The organism is Serratia sp. A07, from assembly GCF_058725505.1.
On record NZ_JBZXDO010000005.1, the window covers coordinates 175,098 to 201,879 of the forward strand.

A 26,782-nucleotide genomic window follows, 5' to 3' on the forward strand; every position below is an offset into this window, starting at 1 on the left:
GGCAGCATACGGCGGGCCGAACGCGCCGCGCTGAAACTGACGCGAATGCGTAACTTATTGGTGTTAAAGAATTATGACCGTTGAAATTGAACTGAAATTCATCGCCGCGCCGCAAGCGGTGGCCGCTCTGCCACAATGGCTCGCCGCCTGGCCGCATCAGCATTCCGCGCCGCAAAAGCTGACCAACATTTACTTCGAAACGGCCGACAACGTCCTGCGCCGTCACGACATGGGGCTGCGCATTCGCGGTTTCGACGATCGCTATGAGATGACCATCAAAACCGCCGGTAAAGTGGTGGGCGGCCTGCACCAGCGCCCGGAATACAATGTCGCTATCGCTGAGCCGCAGCTGGCGTTGGCGCAGTTCCCTGCTGACATCTGGCCGCAGGATTGCGATATCACGGCGCTGCAGCAGGCGTTGCAGCCTCTGTTCCGTACCGATTTCGTGCGAGAGAAGTGGGTGGTTACTTACGGCCAAAGCGAGATCGAGATTGGTCTGGACCAGGGCGAGGTGCGCGCCGGTGACCTCAGCGAAGCCCTGAGCGAGGTAGAGCTGGAGCTGCTGAACGGCAATACCGCCGATCTGCTGGCGTTGGCCGGTGAGCTGGCGGCGCACGGCGGGCTGCGTCAGGGCAGCCTGAGCAAGGCGGCGCGTGGTTACCACCTGGCGCAGGGCAATCCGCCGCGCGAGGTGCGCCCGCTGCGGGTGCTGAAGCCGGCGGCGAAGGCGACCGTGGAGCAGGGGATGATCGCCGCCTTCGAGCTGGCGCTGGGCCACTGGCAGTACCACGAAGAGCTGTGGCTGCGCGGCGACGCGCAGGCGCGCGCTTCGGTGATTGAGGCGGTCGGAACGATTCGCCAGGCGCTGGTGATCTTCGGCGGTTTGGTGCCGCGCAAGGCCAGCGCCGATCTGCGCGCCCGTCTGACCGAGCTCGAGCCGCTGTTGGCGGACAAAGCCGCGCAACCAGATGCCCTGTGCTACAGCGCCACCTACCTGCAATGTAAGTTGGCGCTCACATCATGGTTGGTGAGCGGCGCCTGGCGGCCGTTTATCGATGCCAAAGCGCAGGCCAAGCTGGACGGTTCTTTCAAACGCTTCAGCGACATCATGCTGGGGCGCAGCGGTGCGGAGCTGAAAGAAGCCTTCAGCCGTACGCTGAACGAAGATGAATATCAGGAACAATTGCCGCGCCTGACGCGTCAGATTTCGGCGCTGGTCCTGCTGTCGGGTGCCTACCCCGACGAGCAGACCGGCCCTTATATCGAGGCCTGGCGCGAACTGCAGGCGGCGCTGAGCGAGCGCCGTCAGGGCTGGTATGAAGCCAGCCGCAAACAGGCCTTATCGCATGCGCCATTCTGGTTAAACGGCGCGCTTCGTTAATCAAGCCGGCCCGCCAGCCGTGGGCCGCAGAACGGGTCATACACTATGTCGCCACTTTCAGCCGCGTTACAGGCTCAGGCACAGCAGGTTGTGCAGCGTTTTCAGGAAGTTCACGGCGCGGACAGCGCCTTTAGCGAACAGGAGCAGTGGGTGCTGGCGTCGAGCGACTTCGTCAGCGACGCGCTGCTTGCCCAGCCGGCCTGGCTGGCGACGCTGCGCGAACAACCACCGGCGCCCGGCGAGTGGCAACACTATGCCGCCTGGCTGCAGGACGAGCTGGAAGAGGTGCGCGATGAGACGCAGCTGATGCGCACGCTGCGTCTGTTTCGCCGTGAAACGCTGGTGCGCATCGCCTGGGCGCAGGCTCAGGGGCTGTGTTCGACCGAAGAAACGTTACTGCAGCTGAGCGGATTGGCGGAAACGCTGATCGTCAGCGCGCGCGACTGGCTGTACCAAACCTGTTGCCGCGAGTGGGGCACGCCGTGCAACGCCGCCGGTGAACCGCAGCCGCTGCTGATCCTCGGCATGGGCAAGCTGGGCGGCGGCGAGCTGAATTTCTCGTCGGATATCGATCTGATCTTCGCCTACCCGGAAAACGGCCAGACTCAGGGCGGGCGGCGCGAGCTGGACAATGCCCAGTTCTTCACCCGCCTTGGCCAGCGGCTGATCAAGGCGCTGGATCAGCAGACCATTGACGGCTTCGTCTATCGCGTCGACATGCGGTTACGGCCGTTCGGCGACAGCGGCCCATTGGTGATGAGCTTTGCGGCGCTGGAAGATTACTATCAGGAGCAGGGGCGCGACTGGGAGCGCTATGCGATGGTGAAGGCGCGCCTGATGGGCGGCGCGGAAGACGCCTACAGCCAGGAGCTGCGCAAAACGCTGCGGCCGTTCGTGTTCCGCCGCTATATCGATTTCAGCGTCATCCAGTCGCTGCGCAACATGAAGGGCATGATCGCCCGTGAAGTGCGGCGTCGCGGCCTGAAGGACAACATCAAGCTGGGTGCCGGCGGCATTCGCGAAATCGAATTCATCACCCAGGTATTCCAGTTGATCCGCGGCGGCCGCGAGCCGGCGCTGCAGGGGCGTTCGCTGCTGCCGACGCTGCAGGCGGTGGGTGAACTGGGGCTGCTGGAGGCCGAGCAGGTGCGGGCGCTGAGCGCCGCCTACCTGTTCCTGCGGCGGCTGGAGAATCTGCTGCAGGCGATCGGCGATCAGCAAACCCAGACGCTGCCGCAGGATGCGCTCGATCAGGCGCGGCTGGCCTACGGCATGGGGCTGGCGGATTGGCCGGCGCTGATGGCGACGCTGGAGTTGCACATGCAGGCGGTGCGGGCGGTGTTCGATGACCTGATCGGCGACGATAGCCCGGATGTCGGCGAAGATCCCGACTATCAGCACTACCACAGCCTGTGGCAGGACGCGCTGGAGGAAAACGAGCTGGCGCCGCTGACGCCGCACCTGGACGAAGAGGGGCGCCGACAGATGCTGCGCACCATCGCCGATTTCCGCCACGACGTCGACAAACGCACCATCGGCCCGCGCGGCCGCGACGTGCTCGATCAACTGATGCCGCGCCTGCTGGCTGAGGTGTGCCCGCGCCAGGATGCGCCGACCGCGCTGGTGCGGCTGGCGCAGCTGCTGCTCAGCATCGTCACCCGCACCACCTACCTCGAGCTGCTGGTGGAGTATCACGCGGCGCTCAGCCATCTGATCCGCCTGTGCGCCGCGTCGCCGATGGTTGCCAACCAGCTGTCGCGCTACCCGCTGTTGCTGGACGAACTGCTGGATCCGGCCACGCTGTATCAGCCGGTGGCGCTGGACGCCTACCGCAGCGAGCTGCGCCAGTACCTGCTGCGGGTGCCGGAAGACGACGAAGAGCAAAAGCTGGAGGCGCTGCGCCAGTTCAAGCAGGCGCAGCAGCTGCGCATCGCCGCGGCGGATATCGCCGGCGCGCTGCCGGTGATGAAAGTGAGCGACCACCTGACTTATCTGGCGGAGGCGATCATCGACGCGGTGGTGCAGCAGGCCTGGAGCGACATGGTGGCGCGCTACGGCCAACCGACCCATCTGCAGGAGCGCGAAGGGCGCGGCTTTGCGGTGATCGGCTACGGCAAGCTGGGCGGCTGGGAGCTGGGTTACAGTTCCGATCTCGATCTGGTATTCCTGCTGGATTGCCCGCCGGAGGTGATGACCGACGGCGATCGCTGCATCGACGGCCGTCAGTTCTACCTGCGGCTGGCGCAGCGGGTGATGCATCTGTTCAGCACCCGCACCTCATCCGGCATTCTGTATGAGGTGGACGCGCGCCTGCGGCCTTCCGGCGCTGCGGGGATGCTGGTCAGCACCGTCGAGGCGTTCGCCGATTACCAGCAAAACGAAGCCTGGACCTGGGAACATCAGGCCCTGGTGCGCGCGCGCATCGTGCATGGCGACCCGGCGCTGCATCAGCAGTTCGATGCGATCCGGCGCGAGATCCTGTGCAAAACGCGCGATGCGGAGATCCTGAAGCGCGAAGTGCGCGAGATGCGTGAAAAGATGCGCAACCATCTCGGCAACAAGCAGCGCGATCTGTTTGATATCAAAACCGATGAGGGCGGCATTACCGACATCGAATTTATCGCCCAATATCTGGTCTTACGCTATGCGCCGGGTGAACCGCGGCTGACGCGTTGGTCGGACAACGTGCGCATCTTCGAGCTGATGGCCAATTACGACATCATGCCGGAAGAGGAGGCGCGCGCGCTGACCCAGGCCTATGTCACCATGCGCGACGAGATCCACCATCTGGCGCTGCAGGAGCATTCCGGCAAGGTCGGCAGCGGGCTGTTCGCCGCCGAGCGCGAGCAGGTGCGCGCCAGCTGGGCCAAATGGCTGGATTAATACCTTTTTGCGGGTATTCCGGCGGTCTGTGGTAATATCTGCGCCACTAAAATTTTGTACTTTTTTGGAGTTATCGGATGAAAGTTACGCTGCCTGATTTTCGCCGCGCCGGTGTGCTGGTGGTCGGTGACGTCATGTTGGATCGCTATTGGTACGGGCCGACCAGCCGCATTTCACCGGAAGCCCCGGTGCCGGTGGTCAAGGTCGATACCATCGAAGAGCGTCCCGGCGGCGCGGCTAACGTGGCGATGAACATCGCTTCGCTGGGTGCCACTTCCCGTCTGGTGGGCTTGACCGGCATCGACGATGCGGCGCGGGCGCTGAGCGCCAAGCTGAATGAAGTCAACGTGCGCTGCGACTTCGTCTCGGTGCCGACCCATCCAACCATCACCAAGCTGCGCGTGCTGTCGCGCAACCAGCAGCTGATCCGTCTCGACTTCGAAGAAGGCTTCTCCAACGTCGATCCGCAGCCGATGCTGGAGCGCATTCAGCAGGCGCTGCCGCAGATTGGCGCGCTGGTGCTGTCCGATTACGCCAAGGGCGCGCTCAGCCAAGTGCAGGGGATGATCCAACTGGCGCGCGCCGCCAAGGTGCCGGTGCTGATCGATCCGAAAGGCTCTGACTTCGAGCGCTATCGCGGCGCGACGCTGCTGACGCCGAACCTGTCCGAGTTCGAAGCGGTGGTGGGCCACTGCAAGGATGAGGCGGAACTGGTGGAACGCGGCATGAAGCTGGTGGCGGATTTCGAGCTGTCGGCGCTGTTGGTCACCCGTTCCGAACACGGCATGACGCTGCTGCAGCCGGGCGTTGAGCCGCTGCACCTGCCGACCCAGGCGCAGGAAGTGTTTGATGTGACCGGCGCCGGCGACACCGTGATCGGCGTGCTGGCCGCCTCGCTGGCCGCCGGCAATTCGCTGGAAGAGTCCTGTTTCCTGGCCAACGCCGCCGCCGGCGTGGTGGTGGGCAAGCTCGGTACTTCCACCGTGTCGCCCATCGAGCTGGAAAACGCGGTGCGCGGCCGGGCCGAAACCGGCTTTGGCGTGATGACCGAAGCGCAGTTGAAACACGCCGTGGCGCAGGCGCGCCAGCGCGGCGAGAAAGTGGTGATGACCAACGGCATCTTTGACATTCTGCATGCCGGCCACGTCTCTTATCTGGCCAACGCCCGCAAGCTGGGCGATCGCCTGATCGTGGCGGTGAACAGCGACGCCTCGACCAAGCGCCTGAAAGGGGAAACACGCCCGGTCAACGCGCTGGAGAACCGCATGATCGTGCTGGGCGCGCTGGAAGCGGTGGATTGGGTAGTGCCGTTCGAAGAGGATACGCCGCAGCGCTTGATCGCCGACATTCTGCCGGATCTGCTGGTGAAAGGCGGTGATTACAAACCGGAAGAGATTGCCGGCAGTGCGGAAGTGTGGGCCAACGGCGGCGATGTCAAAGTGCTGAACTTTGAAGACGGACTGTCGACCACCAACATCATCAAAGCGATCAAAGACGGGCGCGGCTAACGCCGGGCGACCTAAAGAACAAGGGCGCGCAGTGCGCGCCCTTGGCGGGAATTATTCGTCTTCCTGTTTGGCGGCCGGTGTCGCGCTCAGTTTGCTTTCCAGCTCGGCCATGCGCTGTTCCAACAGCGCCAGCTTCTCGCGGGTGCGCAACAGCACCTGAGTCTGTACGTCGAACTCTTCGCGGTTAACCAAATCCAGGCGGGTCAGCTGCGACTGCAGGACCTGACGGATTTTTTTCTCAACGTCTTCCCCGAATTCACGAACGCCTTTAGGCATGGACTCATGAACCTGGCGTGCGATTTGTTCGATTTTTTTCGGGTCAATCATGGCGTATCCCTTTCAGAGTTTAATAGCTGCCGCTTAGTGTAATGCGAGTTGCCCGCCGGATAAACCATTAAGCGCATTCGCCGTGCGTGGCCGAATTGTGCTTTTGCCAATTGCCCTGTCTACCTATTAGCGTTATAGTCATCCTGCTTATTCTCAGGGCGGGGTGAAAGTCCCCACCGGCGGTAAATCACCTTCTACGGTGAAAGCCCGCGAGCGCTCAGCCAGCCTGTCAGGGCCGGTTAGAGGTCAGCAGATCCGGTGTAATTCCGGGGCCGACGGTTATAGTCCGGATGGGAGAGAGTAACGGTATCTGCCGGGCTTGCGCCCGCTTGCGTTATTTTTTTAGCTATTGCTAGCTACTCCTCAAGATCGCCCTGGTTCTGGTAATCCATAATTTTTAATGAGGTTTTTTACCATGAATCAGACGCTACTTTCAGACTTCGGCACGCCGACAGAACGCGTTGAACGCGCGATTGACGCACTGCGCAACGGGCGCGGCGTAATGGTGCTCGATGATGAAAACCGTGAAAACGAAGGTGACATGATCTTCGCCGCGGAAACCATGACCGTTGAGCAGATGGCGCTGACCATTCGCCACGGCAGCGGTATCGTGTGCCTGTGCATCACCGAAGAACGCCGTCAGCAGCTTGAGCTGCCGATGATGGTGACCAACAACTCCAGCCAATTCCAGACCGCCTTCACCGTGACCATTGAAGCGGCGCAGGGCGTGACCACCGGGGTTTCCGCTTCCGATCGCCTGACCACCATCCGTGCGGCGGTGGCAGACAGCGCCAAGCCGAGCGACCTGAACCGTCCGGGCCACGTGTTCCCGCTGCGCGCGCAGCCGGGCGGCGTGCTGAGCCGTCGCGGCCACACCGAAGCGACCATCGATCTGGTTTCCATGGCCGGTTTCAAACCTGCCGGCGTGCTGTGTGAACTGACCAATGACGATGGCAGCATGGCGCACGCGCCGGAAGTGATCGCCTTCGCCAAACAGCACGACATGGTGGTGCTGACCATCGAAGATCTGGTGGCCTACCGCCAGGCGCACGAGAAAAAAGCCAGCTGATAGCCGGCCGCTTTCAACGATAAAAAAGCCGCGTAACGCGGCTTTTTTGTATCTACCGTTCTGACAGGCGTTCGCCGATGCGGCTGGCGTAATTCATCACGTGGAAGGTGTAGTTCTCCTCCACCGTGCCCTGGAACAGATGGGCCCAGGGGCCGATGGCGTAGATGCCGAGATCTTCCCCGCCGTGGGTCTCGCTTTTCAGCGGGACCAGCGCCGGCTGAATAAAGTCGGGCGCGGTGGCCTGCTCCATGGTCAATGCCGGGCGTTCGGCCAGTGGGATCGTGCCGCCGGGGCCATTGGCGAAGCCGACGGTGGTGTAAGGCTTGCCGTCGCTGCCCAGCAGCGGTTTGCCGTTGACCCCCACGGAAATACCGAGGATAGGATTACCCCGCTTGGCATAGCCGGCGATGGTGAGTGTGTGGCTGTGATCGCCGGTCACCACCACCAGCGTGTCGTTCAGATCGACTTTATTGACGATGGTTTTCACCGCTTCGTTCAGGGCGACCGCGTCGCTCAGCGTGCGGTAGGCGTTACCGCTATGGCTGCCGTGATCGACGCGCCCCCCCTCCACCAACAGCAGATAACCCTCAGGATTCCTGGACAGAATATCGATGGCCTTGCCGGCCATTTCCGCCAGTGAGGGTTCTCCCGCCGCGTCTTGTCGCCGGTCGTGCTCGAAGTTCATGTGCGACGGCTCGAACAGAGCCAGCAGATGGTCGACGTTGCCCGGTTCGATTTTGTTGAACTGCGCCTGATTCCAGACGTATTGCCCGCGCTCGCCGTAGCGTTGCAGCCAGGCCTGCGTCAGGTCGCGGCCGTCCTTTCTGGCACCTTTCTTGCCGGGGTATTCCGGATCGCTCACGCTGTCGGGCAGGAAGTTGGCGCGCCCGCCGCCCATCGCTACGTTCAGGCCGTTGCCGTACTTCATTTCCACCAACTGGCGCGCGATGTCGCGGCAGCCTGCGGCCAGGGCATTTGCCGGCATTTTGGCGTCAGACTCCCAGTCGCGATTGGCGATATGGGCATAGGTGGCGCCCGGCGTGGCGTGGGTAATGGTGGCGGTCGTCACGGCGCCGGTGGACATGCCGAGCGTTGCGGCCATCTCCCACAGCGTGGTGACGGCCTTGGTTTGCTGATCCTCGCAGTTGTTGAGGGTAGCCGTATGATCGAGACCCATCAGATCGTTGATGGTTTTGACGCCGGTGGTCATCGCCACCGCGCTGGGCGCAGAGTCGGTGATTTGGGCGTCGGCGGAGTAGGTTTTGGCCGCCGCCAGATAGGGGAAGGCCTCCCAGGCCAACACGTTGGATTCGCCGTCCACGCCGCGCTGCTGCCCTTCAAAAATGCGGGCGGCGGTCACGGTGGAAAACCCCATGCCGTCACCGACGACCAGAATGACGTTTTTGGCGCGGTTGGTGTTTGGCGTCTGTTTCAGCCGCTGTTGCAGCTGAGTTTGCGCCTGAAGGAAGTAAGGATCTTCGCGCTGCGTCAGCTGCGCGTTGTCCGCCGCGCCGGTGGTTGCCGTCCAGCCGGCGAGTAAGAACATGGAAAGCGCCAGGCGGGTTGCCAGTGTGAGTCTGAACATGAATTCCTCCTTGGTGAGACGTAATTCCCATCGCGCGACGGCGTTGCCTGCTCCCGTCGGCAGAGGAGGAGTGTATAGATTTTGTTAACAAAAAATACATAAATTGTTCACAAATTGGATCTGTGTGGCAGTAATGTCATGGTATTCACTGATCTTATTATTTTATTGAAATATATGATTTTTTTATCTTTCTGTTGACCGGCGTATTTCTCTACTTTTAATTCAAATTTATTGAATATCTTCATCACGGTTATCCGGCTGTGTTGCTGCGGCAAAGCGCGTAATGTAGCGGCATAGCACAATTTGAACTAAGGATCCCTCTATGAACACCTCTCGTATGCCGGCACTGTTTCTTGGCCACGGTAGCCCGATGAACGTGCTGGAAGACAACCGTTACACCCGGGCATGGCGTGCGTTGGGTGATTCATTGCCGCGCCCGAAGGCGATCGTAGCGGTTTCCGCGCATTGGTATACCCGCGGCACTGCGGTCACCGCGATGGAAAAACCCAAAACCATTCACGACTTTGGCGGGTTCCCGCAGGCGCTGTTTGATACCCGTTATCCGGCGCCAGGCTCTCCCGCGCTGGCCGCGCAGCTGCAGCGCATTCTGGCGCCAGTGCCGGTAACGGCGGATCTCGGCGAGTGGGGGTTGGATCACGGCACCTGGGGCGTATTGATCAAGATGTATCCCAATGCCGATATCCCGGTGGTGCAGCTCAGCGTCGACGGCACGCAGCCGGCGGCTTACCACTATGAGCTGGGCCGCAAACTCGCGGCGCTGCGGGATGAGGGCGTGATGATCGTCGCCAGCGGCAACGTGGTGCACAACCTGCGCATGGTGAAATGGCAGGGCGACACCAGCGCCTACCCATGGGCGGAATCGTTCAATAACTTTGTCCGGGATAACCTGCGTTATCGGGGCGATAATCACCCGCTGGTGGATTTCATGCGCCATGAGGGCGCGGCGTTGTCGAATCCGACGCCGGAACACTATCTGCCGTTGCTGTATGTGCTTGGCGGTTGGGATGGAAAAGAGGCCATCAGCGTGCCGATCGACGGTATCGAAATGGGGGCGCTGAGCATGCTGTCGGTACAGGTGGGGTAAAGAAAGAACGCCAGTCAGAGACTGGCGTTTTTGCTTTCAGCGGGGCGATCAGCCGAGAATAGTGTGCGGATAGAAGCGCGACAGATCCTGCGTGATCAGTTCGCGATCTTCGCGCAGGCCGATGCCGCAGGGTTGATCGTTCACCAGCCAGCTGCCGATCAGCGTGTAGCTGTCTTCGAACTTCGGCAGCGGATGGAACTGCTGCACGATCATGCCTTCTTCACCGTACGGCCCATCGACGCGCGCCACTTCCTGACCGTTTTCGACGATCTGGATATTGGCGCCTTCCCGCGAGAACAGCGGTTTGGTGACGTAATGATCCATCGTCGGATGATCGTCTTGCGTGAAATAAGCCGGCAGCAGGTTAGGGTGGTTCGGGAACATTTCCCACAGCAGCGGCAGCAGCGCTTTGTTGGAGATGATGCTCTTCCAGGCCGGCTCCAGCCAACGCACGCCGGCGTCTTCGAGCTTGGTGGAGAACATCTCGCGCAGCATGAATTCCCACGGGTAGAGCTTGAACAGGTTGCCGATCACCTGATCCTGCAGATCGGTAAACTGGCCTTTCTCGCCGAGGCCAATCTCTTCCATGAACAGGAACTCGGTCGGCAGACCGGCTTCCTGCGCGCAGTCCTGCAGATATTGCACCGTGCCGCGATCTTCTTCGCTGTCCTGGCAGCAGGCCAGGTGCAACAGGCCGAAGCCGTGATGTGCTTTCAGCTCGGCGAAACGCTCGATCAGCTTCTCCTGCAGGCTGTTGTACTGATCCGACTCCGGATCCAGCTTGCCGGCGTTGATCTGGTCTTCCAGCCACAGCCACTGGAAGAAGGCCGCCTCATACAGCGAGGTTGGCGTATCGGCGTTGTTTTCCAGCAGCTTCGGCGGGTTGACGCCGTCGTAGGCCAGATCGAGACGCGAGTACAGCGACGGCTGGTGGGTGCGCCAGGAGCTGCGCACGAACTCCCAGGTGTGTTTCGGGATGCAGAACTTGGCCATCAGCTCGTCGCTGCCGACCACTTTTTCTACCACCTGCAGGCACATCTGGTGCAGCTCCGCGGTGGCGCTTTCGATCTCTTCAATCTGCGCCAGCGTGAACTGGTAATAGGCGTCTTCACACCAGTAGGGCTCGCCGTACATGGTGTGGAAACGGAACCCGAACTCGGTCGCTTTTTCACGCCAGTCCGGGCGCTCGGTAATAGCAATACGTTTCATGCATCAACCGCCCATGCTGCGAGAGCCGGAGTTGGAGGTGGCGCTGCTGCGCTGCATGCTGGTCTGCTTGGCCACGGTCTCGCCGAAGCCGCCGCGGGTCACGGTGTTGGTGACCGCAGGCTTCGGCGCCATGGCGGTTTTCGGCACCGTCATGGTGCGGCCGCCGGCGGTGGCCGGGCCGTAGCTCTTGCCGCTGGCGTCGACAAACTTGCCGTTCGCCGGGCTGGCGGCGTTCTTGGAGGTGAACAGTGGCTGCTGCGCGAAACCGGAGCCGCCCATCAGGCGACCCATCATGTAGCCCGCCATCAGCGGCATCCAGAAGCTGCCGCTGCTTTGCGATTCCGCCGCCATGCCGGCCTGCGCCGGAGCCGGCGCCTGGGTGCACTGCGCTTCGCCGAACTCGGCGACGCAGTCTTCGCGGGTAGCGTATTTCGGCGCGGTTTTCGCCGCTTCTTTCAAGGCGTTGTTGTAGGCGGTGGTGCACTGCTCGCTCATCGAAGGATTGGCGCGCGAACAGTCATCGGCATTCTGATACAGGGAGACCGTTTCATCGCTCTTCTCGCAGCCGGCCAGCATAAAGACAGCGCTGATCGCCAAAGCCACGGGCGCGACACGGTAGCTGCGCCAGGATTTGCGGAACGTCTCTTGGTTGATGTTTTTTGTCCGTTTCATCGTTATCAATCCCATCATGCGGGCTGTTTTCGCCCTTTCCCAGTAGTGGCGCTAAGGATAGGGGAAACATGGTCAAAATTAAAGCTGAAACGCCCGCAGAATCGACTCTTTACGCAGTTATACGTTGGGGTGTGCGCCAGTTCGCTTTCGCGGCGAAAAAACGCGCGTTGGCGTTTCATCATGAAACGTTGTCGCTATGATGATGTTCCATAATGGAACAAAAATCGCGAAGCTCGCCAGGCGGGCGGCGGGCGCTCATAGTCGAAGCACAACAACAAGCCGGCGGCGAAGTCGGCGCGTCATCACCTGATATCTGAACGTTACCATCGCCAACTCCCTACAAGGATCCGGTTATGTTGAGAATCATCCAGTCACCAGGTAAATATATTCAGGGCGCCAATGCGCTGGCCGCCGTCGGCGAATACGCCAAATCCCTCGCCGATCACTACCTGGTGATCGCAGACGACTTCGTGATGCAGCTGGCGGGCGACACCCTGATGGGCAGCCTGCAGCAGCACGGCGTGAAACATCACGCGGCCCGCTTCAACGGCGAATGCTGCCGCAAAGAGATAGACCGGCTCGGCCATGAGCTGCAGGCTCACGGCTGCCGCGGCGTGATCGGCGTCGGCGGCGGCAAGACGCTCGACACCGCCAAGGCCGTGGCGCACTACCAACAGCTGCCGGTGGTGCTTATTCCCACCATCGCCTCCACCGATGCGCCGACCAGCGCGCTGTCGGTTCTCTACACTGAACAGGGCGAATTTGCCGAATACCTGATTTATCCGCGCAACCCGGACATGGTGGTGATGGACAGCGCCATCATCGCCAAAGCGCCGGTGCGCCTGCTGGTGGCCGGCATGGGCGACGCGCTCTCCACCTATTTCGAAGCCCAGGCCTGTTTCGACGCCCAGGCCACCAGCATGGCCGGCGGCAAATCGACGCTGGCGGCGCTCAGCCTGGCGCGGCTGTGTTATGACACGCTGCTGGCGGAAGGGGTAAAAGCCAAACTGGCGGTCGAGGCCGGCGTGGTGACGGAAGCGGTGGAGCGCATCATTGAGGCCAATACCTATCTGAGCGGCATCGGCTTCGAGAGCAGCGGGCTAGCGGCGGCGCATGCCATTCACAACGGTTTTACCGTGCTCGAGGAGTGCCACCACCTGTATCACGGCGAGAAAGTGGCGTTCGGCACCCTGGCACAGCTGGTGCTGCAGAACAGCCCCATGGCGCAGATTGAAACCGTGCTGGCGTTTTGCCATGGCATCGGCCTGCCGATCACGCTGGCGCAGATGGGCGTCACCGGCGATGCGACGGCGAAGATCATGGCGGTGGCCGAGGCCAGCTGCGCCGCCGGCGAAACCATTCACAACATGCCGTTCAAGGTCACCCCAGCGGGCGTGCAGGCGGCGATCCTGACGGCGGATAGGCTGGGCGCCGCCTGGCTGCAGCGTCATTGATACCCTTGGGGCGCGGTGCGCCGCGCCCCTGTTCTTACAGAGGAAACCATCGTGAAAAAACTGATTAATCAGGTCGAGTCGGTGTTGGAAGAGCAGTTGCAGGGGCTGGCGGAGGCCCATCCCGAGCTGTTGGTGCACGCGGATCCGGTGTTCGTGACCCGCGCCGACGCGCCGGTGGCGGGCAAGGTGGCGATCCTGTCCGGCGGCGGCAGCGGCCATGAGCCGATGCACTGCGGTTTCGTCGGCGAAGGGATGCTCGACGGCGCCTGTCCGGGCGAGATTTTTACCTCGCCGACGCCGGATAAAATGTACGAGTGCGGCCAGGCGATCGACGGCGGCGCCGGGGTGTTGCTGCTGATCAAGAACTACACCGGCGACGTGCTCAACTTCGAAACCGCCACCGAGCTGCTGCACGACAGCGGCGTCGCGGTGGCGACGGTGCTGGTGGATGACGACGTGGCGGTCAAAGACAGTCTGTTTACCGCCGGGCGGCGTGGGGTGGCCAACACCGTGCTGATGGAGAAGTTGCTGGGCGCCGCCGCGGCGCGCGGCGACGATCTGGACAGCGTGGTGACGCTGGGGCATCGCATCAATAACCACGGGCATTCGATCGGCATCGCGCTGGGGGCTTGCACCGTGCCGGCCGCCGGCAAGCCGTCGTTCACCCTGGCGGAGAACGAAATGGAGTTCGGCGTCGGCATTCACGGCGAGCCGGGCATTGCGCGCCGCCCGTTCACCACGCTCAACGCGGCGGTGGACGACATGTTCCATACGCTGATCGACCACGGCCACTATCAGCGCACGATCCGCGTCTGGGATCGTCAGCAGGGCGAGTGGCGCGACGAGATGCAAACCAAGCAGCCGCTGACGCGCGGCGATCGGGCGATCGCGCTGGTCAACAACCTGGGCGCCACGCCGCTGTCCGAGCTGTATGGCGTGTACCATCGATTGGCGGAACGCTGCGCCGAGGCGGGCATCATTATCGAACGCAACCTGGTGGGCTCTTATTGCACCTCGCTCGATATGCAGGGCGTGTCCATCACGCTGTTGAACGTGGACGACGAGCTGTTGTCCTTGTGGGATGCGCCGGTGAAAACGCCTGCGCTGCGTTGGGGTTGCTGAGGAGGAATCATGGCGTTGACCAAACAACAGGTTGTCGATTGGCTGATGCGTTGCGGCGAGGTGTTCAGCCGGGAGCGCGATTTTCTGACCCGGTTGGATACCGAGATCGGCGATGCCGACCACGGTTTGAACATGAATCGCGGTTTTAACAAGGTGGTAGAAAAACTGCCGTCGGTGGCGGACAAAGATATCGGCTTCATTCTGAAAAATACCGGCATGACGCTACTGTCGAGCGTGGGCGGCGCCAGCGGCCCGCTGTTCGGCACCTTCTTCATCCGCGCAGCGCAGGCGGCGAACGCCAAGCAAAGCCTGGATCTGGCGGAGCTGCAGCAGATGATGCAGGAGGGGGTGGAAGGCGTGGTGATGCGCGGTAAGGCGGAGCCGGGCGACAAAACCATGTGCGACGCCTGGTGGCCGGTGGTGGAAAGCCTCGGCCAGTCCGCGCAGCAGAACCTGAGCGTGGCGGAGGCGCTGCAGCGCGCCGCCGACAGCGCCGAGCGGGCGGTGGAGAGCACCATTACCATGCAGGCGCGCAAGGGGCGGGCCAGTTACCTGGGCGAGCGCAGCATCGGCCACCAGGATCCCGGCGCCACTTCGGTGATGCTGATGATGAAAACGCTGGCCGAGGTCGCCGGTAGTTAGCCGTAGCAGGAGGCGAGATGATTAATATCGTGGTGGTTTCGCACAGCGCGTTGCTGGCGCGCGGCGTTGAGCAGTTGGCGCGGCAGATGATGCGCGGTGATGGCTGCAAGCTGGCGCTGGCGGCGGGCGTGGATGACGAGCAGCACCCGATCGGCACCGACGCGGTCAAAGTGATGGAGGCGATCGAAGCGGTTGCCGACGGCGACGGCGTTCTGGTGCTGATGGATTTGGGCAGCGCGCTGCTCAGCGCGGAAACCGCGCTCGATCTGCTGGATCCAGACCTGGCCGCCAAAGTGCGGCTGTGTGCGGCGCCGCTGGTCGAAGGCACGCTGGCGGCGGTGGTCGCCGCCAACTCCGGCGCCTCGCTGGAGCAGGTAGTGGCGGAGGCACAGGGTGCGCTGCAGGCTAAACAGGCGCAGCTGGGCGAGGCCACATCTGCGGCGAAAAGCGCGGCCTTGCCGCTGGCGCAGGGCAAAAGCGCAACCTGGACGGTGCAAAACCCGCACGGGCTGCATGCGCGCCCGGCGGCGCGGCTGGTAGAGGCGCTGGCGCCGTTCAAGGCCGAGCTGGTGCTGGAAAAGCAGGGGCAGTGCGTCGATCCGCGCAGCCTCAATCAGCTGGCACTGCTGCAGGTGCGCCACGGCGACACCATTCGCCTGATCGCCGACGGCGCGCAGGCGGACGAAGCGCTGGCGGCGTTCAAAGCGCTGGCGGAGCAACATTTCGGCGAGACGGTTTCCGAGCGGCAGCAGCCTTCGCTGCACGGTATCCCGGTGGCGGAAAGCGTCACCAGCGGGCCGGTGTTCCAGGCCCACAGCTTCCGGCCGCCAACCGTCGATCGACGGATCGGCGCGGACGAGGTGTTGGGTGAACAGCAACGCCTGCGGGAGGCGCTGCAGCACACCCTGAGCGATCTGAACCGGCTGGCGGAACGTACCGGTACGCTGATCGGCAAGCCGCAGGCGGCGATCTTCGGCGCCCACAGCATGCTGTTGGACGATCCGGATCTGCAGCAGGCGGCTTACACCCGCATCGCGCAACAGCTGTGCTGCGCCGAACAGGCCTGGCGGCAGGTGCTGGAGGCGATCGCCGAAGAGTACCGCGAACTGGATGACGACTACATGCGGGCGCGTGAACTGGACGTGCGCGACATGCTGCGCCGCACGCTGTGCCATCTGCAGGGGCTGCCGCTGCCGGCCATCGCGCTGGCAGAGCCGTCGATACTGGTGATGGACGAGCTGATGCCTTCAGAAGTGGTGATGCTCGACAGGCGGCTGGTGCTCGGCATCTGCCTCAGCGGTGGCAATGCCCTGTCGCACAGCGCCATTCTGGCGAAGGCGATGGGCATTCCGATGGTGGTCGGCATGCAGGATTGCCTGAGCAAAACCCGCAGCGGGCAGAAGGCGATGCTGGACGCCGCGCGCGGGGTGTTGCAGCTCAGCCACTAGGCGCGCAGCTTGAACTGGCGGATATCGATCCCGTGCTGTTTGATCTTCCGCCACAGGGTGGTGCGGCCGATGCCCAGCAGCTGCGCCATCTCCGTCAGCTGACCTCGGCTGACGGTCGCCGCGCGGAGGATAGCCTGGCGCTCCATGTCCGTCAGCGTCAACAGCGGCGCGCCGGGCTGCGGATCGCTCTCCAGCAGCGACGGCTGGCCGAGCAGGTGCGCCGGCAAATCCGCCAACTGGATGTGGTGGCCGTGGCAGATCATCGCCGCGCGCTCCACCACCCCTTTCAGTTCCAAATCGTTGCCCGGCCACAGGTAGAGCGCCAACTGGGCCATCACTTCGTCATCCACCCGAAAGCGACACTGAAAATGTTGCTCCAGCGCGCGCAGATGGTGTTTGACCAGCAGCGGAATATCGCTCAGCCGCTGGCGCAGCGGCGGGATCTGGATCTCGAAGGCTTGCAGGCTGTAAAACAGCTGGCGGCGGAAGCGGTTTTGCTGCACTAGCAGCGGCAGATCTGCGGCGCTGCCGGCGATCACCCGCACATCGACCGGGATCACCCGGCTGGAATTGAGGCGGATCACCACGCCGGTTTTCAGCACCTGCAGCAACGCCGACTGCATCTCCGCCGGCAGGTATTCGATCTGTTCGAGATACAGCGTGCCGCCGTTGGCCAATTCGAATTTGCTCAGCTGGCCCGCCTCTTCTTCGCTGGCGTCGCTGCCCAGCAGCTCACGTAACCCCTGCGCCTGCGGCAACAGCTGGCAGTTGAGGGCGATATACGGCCCGGCGGCGCGTTCGCCGGCGTTGTGGATAGCCTGGCTGAGCCGCTCTTTGCCGACCCCTTCCTCTCCGCGCAGCAGGATTGGATGCTGGCCCTTGGCCGCCTGCTGCCCGTAACGGATCAGCCGCCGCATCTCCAGCGAGGCGGAGGGCATCTGCTCGAAGCTGTGGCTGACTCGCCCCAGCTGGCTGCTGACGTACTGGCGCAGCCGCTCGAGCGGGTGCAGCAGGGCGATGAAACTGCAGCGTTCGCCGTCGAAAATCGGCTTGAGCGTCAGCAAGGCGGCGATAAACTGCCGCTGGCTTTCGAAGGTGACTTCGACGTGTTGCAGCGGCTGCCGGTCGGCGATGGCGCGCTTGAGCAGGGCGGGCAGCGTCAGCAGCTGCGCCAGCGGTTTGCCCTGGCTCTGCTGCTCGTCCAGCTTCAGCAAGCCGGCGGCGCGTTGGTTAATGTATTGCAGGTAGCCACGGTGATCCCAGGCCATAACGCCGTCGTCCACGCCGTCCAGCAGGCCGTAAAGCTGATTCAGATGGCGGTTGGATTCCGCCAGCAGGCCGTCGGCGTTCAGCGAATTGCCGATTTCGCGGGCGATGGCCAGCGTCAGCGACAGATCGCCGGCGGCGCAGTCGGCCAGCAGGCAGCCTAGCGCGATCGAGCCGCGTTGGCGGCCGCTGTTGTCGTAGACCGGTGTGGCGCAGAACGACCAGCCGTGCAGCGCCCGGCGCACGTGCTCTTCGCCGCTCACCCGCACCGGGTGGCCTTCCGCCGCCGCCAGCGCCGGGGCGTTGGTGCCGATCTGCCCCTCGGCCCAGTAAGCGCCGGGGGCGAACCCCAATGGCTGCAACAGCTCCCAGGTTTTGGCGTCGCCGCAGCGCCACAGCATGCAGCCGCTCTCGTCGAGGATCATCAACAGGCAACGACGCGGCTCCATGTATTCGCAGGCGTCTTCCAGCGCCGCCTGGCCGAGCGTCAGCAGGTCGTTCTTGCGGCGGCAAATCGATTCGAAGGTGGCGCCCTGAGCGCGGTGCGGTGCCTGCCAAACGTCGGGCTGCATCAGGCTGCGGCAGCGCAGCCAGGAGGCGTAAATCGCCTGTGCCGGGCGCAGCGGCGGCGGCAGTTCGCCGTCGTTAATCAAGCGCTGCCAGCGTGAATCGTTGTCCATCGAACCTCACCAGACTGCGAAAACGAGAGTGACGATGATACCACCTGGGGCAGCGACGGCTGTGAGGCGGCGGGCAGAAGTGGGGAAATCGGGGCAAAAAAAACGGGGTGCGGCGCAGGCCGGACCCCGTGTTTATCAACGCGCGCGCATCAGTTGCGGAATGGGTTGCCGCTGTTGCGTGCCGGTTGGCTGACGGCCGGTGCCGCAGCGCGTGTGGCGCTTGGTGCCGGCGCGGCGACCTGTTGCATCGGCGCGTTGTCCTGGTAGCCGTCCGCGTAGGCGTCCTGAGAGCGGTTCTGCGGCGCGACGGCGTCAGGCGCGGTCGACACCGGTTTGCCCAGTGCGCCGTTCAGCGTCAGCAGATCGTTCTGGTTCAGCGTGCCGAGCGCCGACTTGATGTTCAGCTGGTTGATCAGGTAGGTATAACGCGCGCTGGAAAGCTGCTGCTTGGCGTTATACAGGGTACTGGTGGCGTTCAGTACGTCGACGATGGTGCGGGTACCGACCTGATAACCGGCTTCCATCGCATCCAACGAGCTCTGCGCGGAGATCACTGCCTGTTTGTAGGCGTTGATGCTGCTGATCGAGGCGTTGACGTTGTTGAACGACGAACGCACGGTCTGCACTACGCCGCGGTGGGCGCTTTCCAGCTGCTCGCTGGCGCCGACGAAGCCGTACTGCGCCTGTTCCACCTGCGAGTTGGTTGCGCCGCCGCTGTACAGCGGCAGGCTGATCGAAACGCCAACCTGGTTCTGACCGGCGTCAGAATTGCTATAACGGCTGGAGCTCAGCGTGTCGTGAGTGGCGGAACCGTTGTAACGGGTATTGGTGATCCCGGTCGACGCATTCAGGTTGACCGTCGGCATGTAACCGGTCTGCGCAGAGCGGATCTGCTCGCGCGCCAGGTCCTGGCTCAGACGGGCAGACAGCAGGCTCAGGTTGCGCGCTTCCGCTTCTTTCAGCAGGTTGTTCACCGCTTCCGGGCGCTGGGTATTGAAGCGATCGGTATTCAGCGAGGCCAGCTCAGGATAGAAGGTGCCGGTGATCTGGCGCAGCGATTCCAGCGCGTTGTCCAGGTTGTTGCGGGCAGTGACTTCGGCCGCCAGCACGGTATCGTAGGCGGAACGGGCGTTCTGCACGTCGGTGATCGCCACCAGGCCTACGTTGAAGCGTTGGGTGGTTTGATCCAGCGTGCGGTAAACCGCTTGTTTGTTCGCCTGGGTATAAGAGAGCGTGTCAATGGCGCTCAGCACGTTGAAATAGGCGGTGGCGGTGTTGAGGATCAGCTGCTGTTCCGCGGTCTGGAAGGTCACGTCGGAGATGCCGGCGGTCTTTTCCTGCAGCGTCAGCGCACGCCATTTCGACATGTCGAAGATGGTTTGCGTCAGGCCGAGCGAAGCGCTGGTGACATTGCTGTTGACGCCGTTGCTGTCGCGATAGCCGTTGTTGTAGTTGTAACCGGCGCTCAGGCCGAGCTGCGGCAGCAGCGGGCTGCGCGCTTCATTGATCTTTTCGAATGCGGCGTCGCGGTCAGCAGCACTTTTGCGCAGATCCGGGTTACTTTCCCTGGCCTGTTTGTAGACCTGCAGCAGGTTCTCTGCCTGGCTCATTGCACTGAAGCCGCCCAGGCTCAGTCCGATAAGAAGGGGGAGCAGTTTCTTCATTTGCATTCCTTGTTGTGCAGCAATATTGCTATGTTAGCTCTGACGATAGACGAAATAGTTGCCGATTCTAGCAGAGTCTGCGGTACGCATCAGGTGGCTGAATGTGCCATCTCGCGTAACTTTTACCTTTCAGACCGCCCATTTACCTTGGCAAACTGCCCGGGTCGGCTGCAGCTGATATTATGGCTGACAATCCGGATTGTTTCCCACTATTACATGCGAGCGCACAAACGTGCCGCATCCGGCGGCGAAAAACAGCCTAACATAAAGCCGCGGCGGAGAGTCCCACTGTTTCTGTCATCAAAACCGTTTATTTTATCGGCATACTACGCAGGAGAATTCGCACATGAACCGTTCGCAGCCGTCACCCGTCACTTTCGATAAAAAAGATGTAGAAATTATTGCACGCGAGACGCTGTATCGTGGTTTTTTTTCACTCAATTTATACCGGTTTCGCCATCGCTTGTTCAATGGTGAAATGAGTCCTGAAATCACGCGTGAAATTTTCGAGCGCGGCCATGCGGCGGTGCTGCTGCCCTACGATCCGGTGCGCGACGAAGTGGTACTGATTGAACAACTGCGCATCGCCGCGGTCGATACCATTAATTCGCCCTGGCTGCTGGAAATGGTGGCGGGTATGATCGAAACCGGCGAAAGCGTCGAAGACGTGTGCCGCCGCGAAGCGCAGGAAGAGGCCGGCGTGGTGGTCGGGCGCTGCAAGCCGGTGCTGAGCTATCTGGCCAGCCCGGGGGGCACCAGCGAACGTCTGTCGATCATGGTCGGCGAGGTAGACGCCGGCACCGCCGAAGGCATCCATGGCCTGGCGGAAGAACATGAGGATATCCGCGTCCACGTGGTCAGCCGCGAGCAGGCTTACCGCTGGGTGGAGGAGGGCGCGATCGATAACGCCGCATCAGTGATTGCATTGCAATGGCTGACGTTGCACCATGAATCGTTGAGAAAAGAGTGGGCCAACTAATGAAACAGCGCTATACCCCTGATTTCCCCGAAATGATGAGATTGTGCGAAACCAACTTCGCGCAATTGCGCCGCTTGTTGCCGCGCAACGACGAAGCGGGCGAAACGGTGACTTATCAGGTGAACGGCGCCGGCTATCGTTTGACCATCGTTGAGTCCACGCGTTACACGTCGCTGGTGGAGATCGAGCAGATCTTTCCGGCGGTCAGCTACTGGAGCCTGCCCGCGATGACGGTGCGGCTGTACCATGACGCCATGGTTGCGGAAGTGTGTTCCAGTCAGCAGATCTACCGCTTTAAAGCGCGTTATGATTATCCTAATAAAAAGTTGCATCAACGCGACGAAAAGCATCAAATTAACCAGTTTCTTGCTGATTGGCTGCGCTACTGTTTGGCGCATGGAGCGATGGCGGTTCCGGTTTGTTAGACAGACTGAAATAACAAAGGACACCATTTGGAAAGCCTGTTTAAACTGCCCGTGGCGAGTGGGGCCGCGGTCAGGATTCTACAAATAACAGATACCCACCTTTTTGCCGGCGAACACGAGACGTTGCTCGGCATCAATACCTATCGCAGCTATCACGCGGTGCTGGACGCCATCCAGGCGCAGCGCCGCGATGTCGACTTGATCGTCGCCACGGGAGATTTGGCGCAGGATCATTCGCAGGAGGCGTACCGTCACTTCGCCGCCGGCATCGCGCAACTGCCGGCCCCCTGCGTGTGGCTGCCGGGTAACCACGATTTTCAACCGGCGATGGTCGACGCGTTGGCCGCCGCCGGTATCGCGCCTTCCAAACAGGTGCTGTTGGGCGACAGCTGGCAAGTGCTGATGTTGGATAGCCAGGTGTTCGGCGTACCGCACGGCGAATTGAGCGAATACCAGCTCGAGTGGATGGAGCGCTGCCTGCAGGCTCACCCCGAGCGCTATACGCTGTTGCTGCTGCACCATCATCCGCTGCCTTCCGGCTGTACCTGGCTTGATCAGCACAGCCTGCGCAACCCGCATATGCTGGGTGCGATCCTGCTGCGTTATCCGAAAGTGAATACCGTAGTGTGCGGGCACATTCACCAGGATCTGGATCTGGAATGGCAGGGCCGGCGCCTGTTGGCGACGCCCTCGACCTGCGTGCAATTCAAGCCGCACTGCACGAACTTCACCATCGACGACGTCTCCCCCGGCTGGCGCTACCTCGATCTGTTGCCGGATGGCCGCGTCGAGACGCAGGTGTTCCGCCTGGAAAACGACGATTTCCGCCCCGATATGGACTCGGATGGATACTGATGCCTTCGACACTGCTCTACCTGCACGGTTTCAACAGCTCGCCGCAGTCGGCCAAGGCGGTGGCCTTCAAGGCCTGGCTGGCTGAGCACCATCCCGATATCCAGATGCTGGTGCCGCAGCTGCCGGCTTTTCCGGCGGAGGCCGCCGAGATGCTGGAGAATCTGGTGCTGGAGCGCGCCGGACAAACGCTCGGATTGGTGGGGTCCTCGCTGGGCGGCTATTACGCCACCTGGCTGTCGCAGTGTTTTTCGCTGCCGGCGGTGGTGGTCAACCCGGCGGTCAAGCCGTTTGAGCTGCTGGTCGACTATCTCGGCGCCAACGAGAACCCCTACACCGGCCAGCAATATGTGTTAGAGTCTCGTCACGTTTACGATCTGAAAGTGATGCAGATCGATCCTTTGGAGTCGCCGGATTTAATCTGGCTGCTGCAGCAAACGGGCGATGAAATTCTCGATTACGGCCAGGCAGTGGCGTATTACACCGCGTGTCGGCAAACGGTGGAGTCGGGTGGAAACCACGCCTTCGTCGGTTTCGAGCACTACTTCCCCCAGATTGTGGATTTTTTAGGGCTAAACGCGGTCTGACGGACCGTTCCGGCACCTCCCTTTAACCACGAAAAAATAATCAACGATGACTCAATCCAGCTATAACGCTGATGCCATTGAAGTACTCAGCGGTCTAGAACCAGTGCGCCGTCGTCCCGGCATGTATACCGACACGACGCGCCCAAACCACCTCGGCCAAGAGGTGATCGATAACAGCGTCGACGAAGCGTTGGCTGGTCACGCCAAGCGTATCGACGTGATTCTGCACGCCGATCAGTCGCTGGAAGTGATCGACGACGGCCGCGGCATGCCGGTGGACATCCACCCGGAAGAGGGCGTGCCGGCGGTTGAGTTGATCCTGTGCCGGCTGCACGCCGGCGGTAAATTCTCGAATAAAAACTACCAGTTCTCCGGCGGCCTGCACGGCGTTGGCATCTCGGTGGTCAACGCCCTGTCGAAACGGGTGGAAGTCAACGTGCGCCGCGACGGCAACGTCTACGGCATCGCCTTCGAAAACGGCGACAAGGTGCAGGATCTGACGGTGACCGGCACCTGCGGCAAACGCAACACCGGCACCAGCGTGCACTTCTGGCCGGACGAACAGTTCTTCGACAGCCCGCGTTTCTCGGTATCGCGCCTGACTCACCTGCTGAAAGCCAAGGCGGTGCTGTGCCCCGGCGTCGAGATCTATTTCATCGACAAGGTGAACAACACCGAACAGCGCTGGTGCTACCAGGACGGTCTGACCGACTACCTGATGGAAGCGGTCAACGGCCTGATTACCCTGCCGGAAGCGCCGTTCGTCGGCAATTTCGCCGGTGATACCGAAGCGGTGGACTGGGCGCTGCTGTGGCTGCCGGAAGGCGGCGAGCTGCTGACCGAAAGCTACGTCAACCTGATCCCGACCATGCAGGGCGGTACCCACGTCAACGGCCTGCGTCAGGGGCTGCTGGACGCGATGCGCGAGTTCTGCGAATTCCGCAACATCCTGCCGCGCGGCGTGAAGCTGTCGGCGGAGGATATCTGGGATCGCTGCGCCTACGTGCTGTCGGTGAAGATGCAGGATCCGCAGTTCGCCGGGCAGACCAAAGAGCGTCTCTCCTCGCGCCAGTGCGCGGCCTTCGTTTCCGGCGTGGTGAAAGACGCCTTCAGCCTGTGGCTGAACCAGAACGTTCAGGCGGCGGAACAGCTGGCCGAGCTGGCGATTTCCAGCGCCCAGCGCCGTCTGCGCGCCGCCAAGAAAGTGGTGCGCAAGAAGCTGACCAGCGGGCCGGCGCTGCCGGGCAAGCTGGCGGACTGCACCTCGCAGGATCTGGCCATGACCGAACTGTTCCTGGTGGAAGGGGACTCGGCGGGCGGATCGGCCAAGCAGGCGCGCGATCGTGAATATCAGGCGATCATGCCGCTCAAGGGCAAGATCCTGAATACCTGGGAAGTCTCCTCGGACGAAGTACTGGCCTCGCAGGAAGTGCACGACATTTCCGTGGCGATCGGCATCGATCCGGACAGCGAAGATCTCAGCCAGCTGCGCTACGGTAAAATCTGCATCCTGGCGGATGCGGACTCCGACGGCCTGCACATCGCCACGCTGCTGTGCGCGCTGTTCGTGCGCCACTTCCGTTCGCTGGTGAAAGGCGGCCATGTCTATGTCGCCATGCCGCCGCTGTACCGTATCGATCTCGGTAAAGAGGTGTTCTACGCGCTGGATGAAGAAGAGAAAGCCGGCGTGCTGGAACAGCTGAAGCGCAAGAAGGGCAAGCCGAACGTACAGCGCTTTAAAGGGCTGGGTGAGATGAACCCGCTGCAGCTGCGCGAAACCACCCTCGATCCGAACACTCGCCGTCTGGTGCAACTGACGGTGGCAGAGGATGACGTCGATCAGACGCTGGCGGTGATGGACATGCTGTTGGCCAAGAAGCGTTCGGAAGATCGCCGCAACTGGCTGCAAGACAAGGGCGACATGGCCGAACTGGCGGTCTGAGCCTGACCCTGGCCCGGTGAAACGCTGGGCCTGCTTTCCCGCAGGGCGTTGCATGCGGCGCCCGTCAACCTGGGGCGAACCGCGTGAAGATCACCCTTGAAGAGCTGCTGGCGTTCACGGCGGTGGTCGACAGCGGTTCGGTCACCGCCGCCGCCGATCGGCTCGGCCAAACCACCTCCGGCGTCAGCCGCGCACTCAGCCGTCTGGAAACGAAGCTCGACGCTACGCTCTTGCGCCGCACCACGCGTCGCCTGAGCCTGACCGAAGAAGGGCAGAGCTTCCTGGCGCCTGCGCGAGAAATCCTGCGTTCGGTAGATCAGGCCGAAGAACTCATGGCGCTGCGGCGCCGGCTGCCCGCCGGTCGGCTGCGGGTCAACGCCGCCGCCCCTTTCATGGCGCACGTGCTGGTGCCGATGGTGGCGGAGTTCCGCCGCCGTTATCCGCAGATTGAGCTGGAGCTGGACACCGACGATCGCAATATCGACCTGCTGGAGAAACGCGCCGACATCGCGATCCGCATCGGCGCGCTGCGCGACTCTACGCTGCACGCGCGCCTGCTGGGCAACAGCCGGTTGCGCATTCTCGCCAGCCCGGATTACCTGCAACGGCATGGCGAACCGCGCGGCGTGGAGGATCTGCACCGCCATTGCCTGTTGGGATTCACCTATCCGGAGTCGCTGAACCAGTGGCCGCTACGCCACCGGCAGGCGCGGCATTTCGCCATCGAACCGACGATCTCGGCCTCCAGCGGGGAGACGCTGCGCGAGTTGGCGCTGCGTGGGGCGGGCATTGTCCAGCTGGCGGACTTTATGACGCGACGCGATCGGGAAGCGGGCAGGCTGGTGCCGCTGCTGGTGCGGGAGACGCTGGACGTGCGTCAACCGATCCACGCGGTGTATTACCACGACGCCCAGCTGGCGGCGCGCCTCACCTGTTTTCTCGACTACGTCAGCGCCCGCCTTGAGGGAGAACCGCCAGAGGCCGCAGAGGGCCTCTGAGGGGATTACAGTGCGTTTTCCAGCACGTAGATCTCGGTGCCCAGCACGTAGTCCTTGATGGTCTCGCGGTGCTTGAGCATATGGTCGATCTGCAGGTGTTTTTCCAGATGCGCCTGGCTTTGCCATTTTTCCAGCATAAACACCGAGTCCGGCGACAGTTTCTGCCAGGGGGCCTGGGTGTGGCTGTCTACCATCGGCGTGTATTCGCCGCAGCCTTCTTCCGCCAGCACCAGTGGCACCAGTTTTTCAATGGCTTGTAACACGGTGGCGCGGTGGCCGGGTTTGACTTTGATTTCTGCGATTACGGTGATCATCATTACCTCGTTGGTTAAGCCCTTCGCTGCCAGTTAAGCAAAAATTTCCGCCAGATGCTCGCGATAACGTGCGATGTCCGTTTCGATATCCGGTTGTTTTATCACGTCATTGCAGATAAAGGTTGGCAAGGCTTCCATCCCCAGGAACTGGTTGGCCTTGTGGAAGTGCAGGTAAACGCCGTCGACGCCGACGCCGTGGAAGAACTGGTTCGGATCGGTGAAAGCCTCGAGCGGGGCGTTCCAGGTCAGGCTCAGCAGGTATTTTTTTCCCTGAATCAGGCCGCCGGAACCGTACTTCTTGCCGGCGTCGGAGCGGGTGCGGCCATCGCTGGCGTACAGGCTGCCGTGGCCGGCGGTGAACACTTCGTCGATGTATTTTTTCAGGATCCACGGCTCGCCCATCCACCAACCCGGCATCTGATAGATGACCGCATCGGCCCACAGGTATTTCTGCACCTCGGCCTCAATGTCATAGCCGTCGTCGACCACCGTGACCTGCACATCGTGCTGCAGATCGCGCAGGAAGCTTTCCGCCACGTCGCTCAGGGTTTGGTTGAGTTCGCCGTTGGAATGGCCGAATTGCTTTTTAGCGTTGATAATCAGGATATTGCTCATCTTTTGCGGCTCCCGTCAGAGTTAAGATAGATGCCGTTTTCCGCTGCGGTGCGCA

General features: G+C 62.1%; 24 protein-coding genes and 1 riboswitch. Of the genes, 16 read left to right on the top strand and 8 right to left on the bottom strand.

Annotated elements, in window-relative coordinates:
- Positions 1–73 precede the first annotated feature (73 nt).
- From AC4PR2_RS07950 to hldE, 3 genes are all read left to right on the top strand, one after another.
- A complete protein-coding gene (locus AC4PR2_RS07950; protein ID WP_197803657.1) occupies positions 74–1,381 on the top strand; it encodes a CYTH domain-containing protein in 1,308 nt (435 codons plus the stop codon).
- 45 nt (positions 1,382–1,426) lie between these two features.
- Complete coding sequence (glnE, locus tag AC4PR2_RS07955) at positions 1,427–4,264, top strand: bifunctional [glutamate--ammonia ligase]-adenylyl-L-tyrosine phosphorylase/[glutamate--ammonia-ligase] adenylyltransferase (RefSeq protein WP_197784767.1); 2,838 nt, start codon at positions 1,427–1,429, stop codon at positions 4,262–4,264.
- Positions 4,265–4,341: 77 nt separating this feature from the next.
- A complete protein-coding gene (hldE, locus tag AC4PR2_RS07960; RefSeq protein ID WP_019453075.1) occupies positions 4,342–5,772 on the top strand; it encodes a bifunctional D-glycero-beta-D-manno-heptose-7-phosphate kinase/D-glycero-beta-D-manno-heptose 1-phosphate adenylyltransferase HldE in 1,431 nt (476 codons plus the stop codon).
- A gap of 51 nt (positions 5,773–5,823) precedes the next feature.
- On the opposite strand, the gene ubiK is transcribed toward hldE, so the two are convergent.
- Complete coding sequence (gene ubiK, locus AC4PR2_RS07965; protein WP_038879493.1) at positions 5,824–6,099, bottom strand: ubiquinone biosynthesis accessory factor UbiK; 276 nt, start codon at positions 6,097–6,099, stop codon at positions 5,824–5,826.
- A gap of 145 nt (positions 6,100–6,244) precedes the next feature.
- Positions 6,245–6,405: riboswitch (FMN riboswitch) on the top strand.
- A 109-nt stretch (positions 6,406–6,514) separates the two neighbouring features.
- Between ubiK and ribB the strand changes: the two genes are divergently transcribed.
- The gene (ribB, locus tag AC4PR2_RS07970; RefSeq protein ID WP_033636071.1) at positions 6,515–7,168 is read left to right on the top strand and encodes a 3,4-dihydroxy-2-butanone-4-phosphate synthase; all 654 of its coding nucleotides are present in this window, start codon (positions 6,515–6,517) and stop codon (positions 7,166–7,168) included.
- Between the two features lie 52 nt (positions 7,169–7,220).
- On the opposite strand, the gene AC4PR2_RS07975 is transcribed toward ribB, so the two are convergent.
- On the bottom strand, positions 7,221–8,753 hold the full coding sequence (locus tag AC4PR2_RS07975; protein ID WP_197803660.1) for an alkaline phosphatase: 1,533 nt from the start codon (positions 8,751–8,753) through the stop codon (positions 7,221–7,223).
- 322 nt (positions 8,754–9,075) lie between these two features.
- Here AC4PR2_RS07975 and ygiD point away from each other — a divergent pair, with 322 nt between their 5' ends.
- Positions 9,076–9,858 (top strand): 4,5-DOPA-extradiol-dioxygenase, encoded by a 783-nt coding sequence (ygiD, locus tag AC4PR2_RS07980; protein ID WP_492175000.1) that lies wholly within the window; start codon positions 9,076–9,078, stop codon positions 9,856–9,858.
- A 48-nt stretch (positions 9,859–9,906) separates the two neighbouring features.
- Here ygiD and AC4PR2_RS07985 read toward each other — a convergent pair whose 3' ends face one another.
- Positions 9,907–11,067: a glutathionylspermidine synthase family protein gene (locus tag AC4PR2_RS07985; protein ID WP_197803663.1), complete on the bottom strand. Its 1,161-nt coding sequence runs from the start codon at positions 11,065–11,067 to the stop codon at positions 9,907–9,909.
- Positions 11,068–11,070: 3 nt separating this feature from the next.
- Positions 11,071–11,739, bottom strand: coding sequence for a DUF1190 family protein (locus tag AC4PR2_RS07990; protein WP_033644601.1), 669 nt, complete (start codon positions 11,737–11,739; stop codon positions 11,071–11,073).
- A gap of 68 nt (positions 11,740–11,807) precedes the next feature.
- On the opposite strand from AC4PR2_RS07990, the gene AC4PR2_RS07995 reads away from it, so the two are divergent.
- The 5 genes from AC4PR2_RS07995 (at position 11,808) to dhaM (ending at position 16,405) form a co-directional block, all read left to right on the top strand.
- Complete coding sequence (locus AC4PR2_RS07995; protein WP_255411660.1) at positions 11,808–11,939, top strand: hypothetical protein; 132 nt, start codon at positions 11,808–11,810, stop codon at positions 11,937–11,939.
- Between the two features lie 153 nt (positions 11,940–12,092).
- The gene (locus AC4PR2_RS08000) at positions 12,093–13,193 is read left to right on the top strand and encodes a glycerol dehydrogenase (RefSeq protein WP_060424753.1); all 1,101 of its coding nucleotides are present in this window, start codon (positions 12,093–12,095) and stop codon (positions 13,191–13,193) included.
- A gap of 51 nt (positions 13,194–13,244) precedes the next feature.
- Entirely contained in the window at positions 13,245–14,315 is a 1,071-nt protein-coding gene (gene dhaK, locus AC4PR2_RS08005; RefSeq protein ID WP_060424756.1) for a dihydroxyacetone kinase subunit DhaK, read from the top strand.
- Between the two features lie 9 nt (positions 14,316–14,324).
- Positions 14,325–14,957 carry a dihydroxyacetone kinase subunit DhaL gene (dhaL, locus tag AC4PR2_RS08010; RefSeq protein ID WP_038879477.1) on the top strand — a complete coding sequence of 211 codons (633 nt, stop codon included), beginning with the start codon at positions 14,325–14,327 and terminating at the stop codon, positions 14,955–14,957.
- A 17-nt stretch (positions 14,958–14,974) separates the two neighbouring features.
- Positions 14,975–16,405: a dihydroxyacetone kinase phosphoryl donor subunit DhaM gene (dhaM, locus tag AC4PR2_RS08015; protein ID WP_346420591.1), complete on the top strand. Its 1,431-nt coding sequence runs from the start codon at positions 14,975–14,977 to the stop codon at positions 16,403–16,405.
- Here the strand turns inward: dhaM and dhaR are convergent.
- Entirely contained in the window at positions 16,402–18,351 is a 1,950-nt protein-coding gene (gene dhaR / locus AC4PR2_RS08020) for a dihydroxyacetone kinase operon transcriptional regulator DhaR (RefSeq protein WP_197808388.1), read from the bottom strand. The two genes, dhaM and dhaR, sit on opposite strands and share 4 nt — an antisense overlap.
- A gap of 149 nt (positions 18,352–18,500) precedes the next feature.
- Positions 18,501–20,015: an outer membrane channel protein TolC gene (gene tolC, locus AC4PR2_RS08025; RefSeq protein WP_070915375.1), complete on the bottom strand. Its 1,515-nt coding sequence runs from the start codon at positions 20,013–20,015 to the stop codon at positions 18,501–18,503.
- A 346-nt stretch (positions 20,016–20,361) separates the two neighbouring features.
- Here tolC and nudF point away from each other — a divergent pair, with 346 nt between their 5' ends.
- The 6 genes from nudF to AC4PR2_RS08055 all read left to right on the top strand — a co-directional run bounded on the left by nudF (position 20,362) and on the right by AC4PR2_RS08055 (position 25,798).
- Positions 20,362–20,994 (top strand): ADP-ribose diphosphatase, encoded by a 633-nt coding sequence (gene nudF, locus AC4PR2_RS08030; protein WP_492175001.1) that lies wholly within the window; start codon positions 20,362–20,364, stop codon positions 20,992–20,994.
- Entirely contained in the window at positions 20,994–21,419 is a 426-nt protein-coding gene (locus AC4PR2_RS08035; protein WP_004937244.1) for a DUF1249 family protein, read from the top strand. The genes nudF and AC4PR2_RS08035 overlap by 1 nt, the downstream gene beginning before the upstream one ends.
- Before the next feature lie 27 nt (positions 21,420–21,446).
- The gene (gene cpdA, locus AC4PR2_RS08040; RefSeq protein WP_033636061.1) at positions 21,447–22,274 is read left to right on the top strand and encodes a 3',5'-cyclic-AMP phosphodiesterase; all 828 of its coding nucleotides are present in this window, start codon (positions 21,447–21,449) and stop codon (positions 22,272–22,274) included.
- The gene (gene yqiA, locus AC4PR2_RS08045; protein ID WP_038879469.1) at positions 22,274–22,858 is read left to right on the top strand and encodes an esterase YqiA; all 585 of its coding nucleotides are present in this window, start codon (positions 22,274–22,276) and stop codon (positions 22,856–22,858) included. The genes cpdA and yqiA overlap by 1 nt, the downstream gene beginning before the upstream one ends.
- Positions 22,859–22,904: 46 nt before the next feature.
- On the top strand, positions 22,905–24,800 hold the full coding sequence (gene parE / locus AC4PR2_RS08050) for a DNA topoisomerase IV subunit B (protein WP_025304305.1): 1,896 nt from the start codon (positions 22,905–22,907) through the stop codon (positions 24,798–24,800).
- Between the two features lie 83 nt (positions 24,801–24,883).
- Entirely contained in the window at positions 24,884–25,798 is a 915-nt protein-coding gene (locus AC4PR2_RS08055; protein WP_060424765.1) for a LysR substrate-binding domain-containing protein, read from the top strand.
- A 5-nt stretch (positions 25,799–25,803) separates the two neighbouring features.
- Here AC4PR2_RS08055 and AC4PR2_RS08060 read toward each other — a convergent pair whose 3' ends face one another.
- Both AC4PR2_RS08060 and AC4PR2_RS08065 read right to left on the bottom strand, forming a co-directional pair.
- Positions 25,804–26,112 (bottom strand): putative quinol monooxygenase, encoded by a 309-nt coding sequence (locus tag AC4PR2_RS08060; RefSeq protein ID WP_033638602.1) that lies wholly within the window; start codon positions 26,110–26,112, stop codon positions 25,804–25,806.
- A 33-nt stretch (positions 26,113–26,145) separates the two neighbouring features.
- On the bottom strand, positions 26,146–26,727 hold the full coding sequence (locus tag AC4PR2_RS08065; RefSeq protein WP_038879461.1) for an NAD(P)H-dependent oxidoreductase: 582 nt from the start codon (positions 26,725–26,727) through the stop codon (positions 26,146–26,148).
- Between the last annotated feature and the right edge of the window lie 55 nt (positions 26,728–26,782).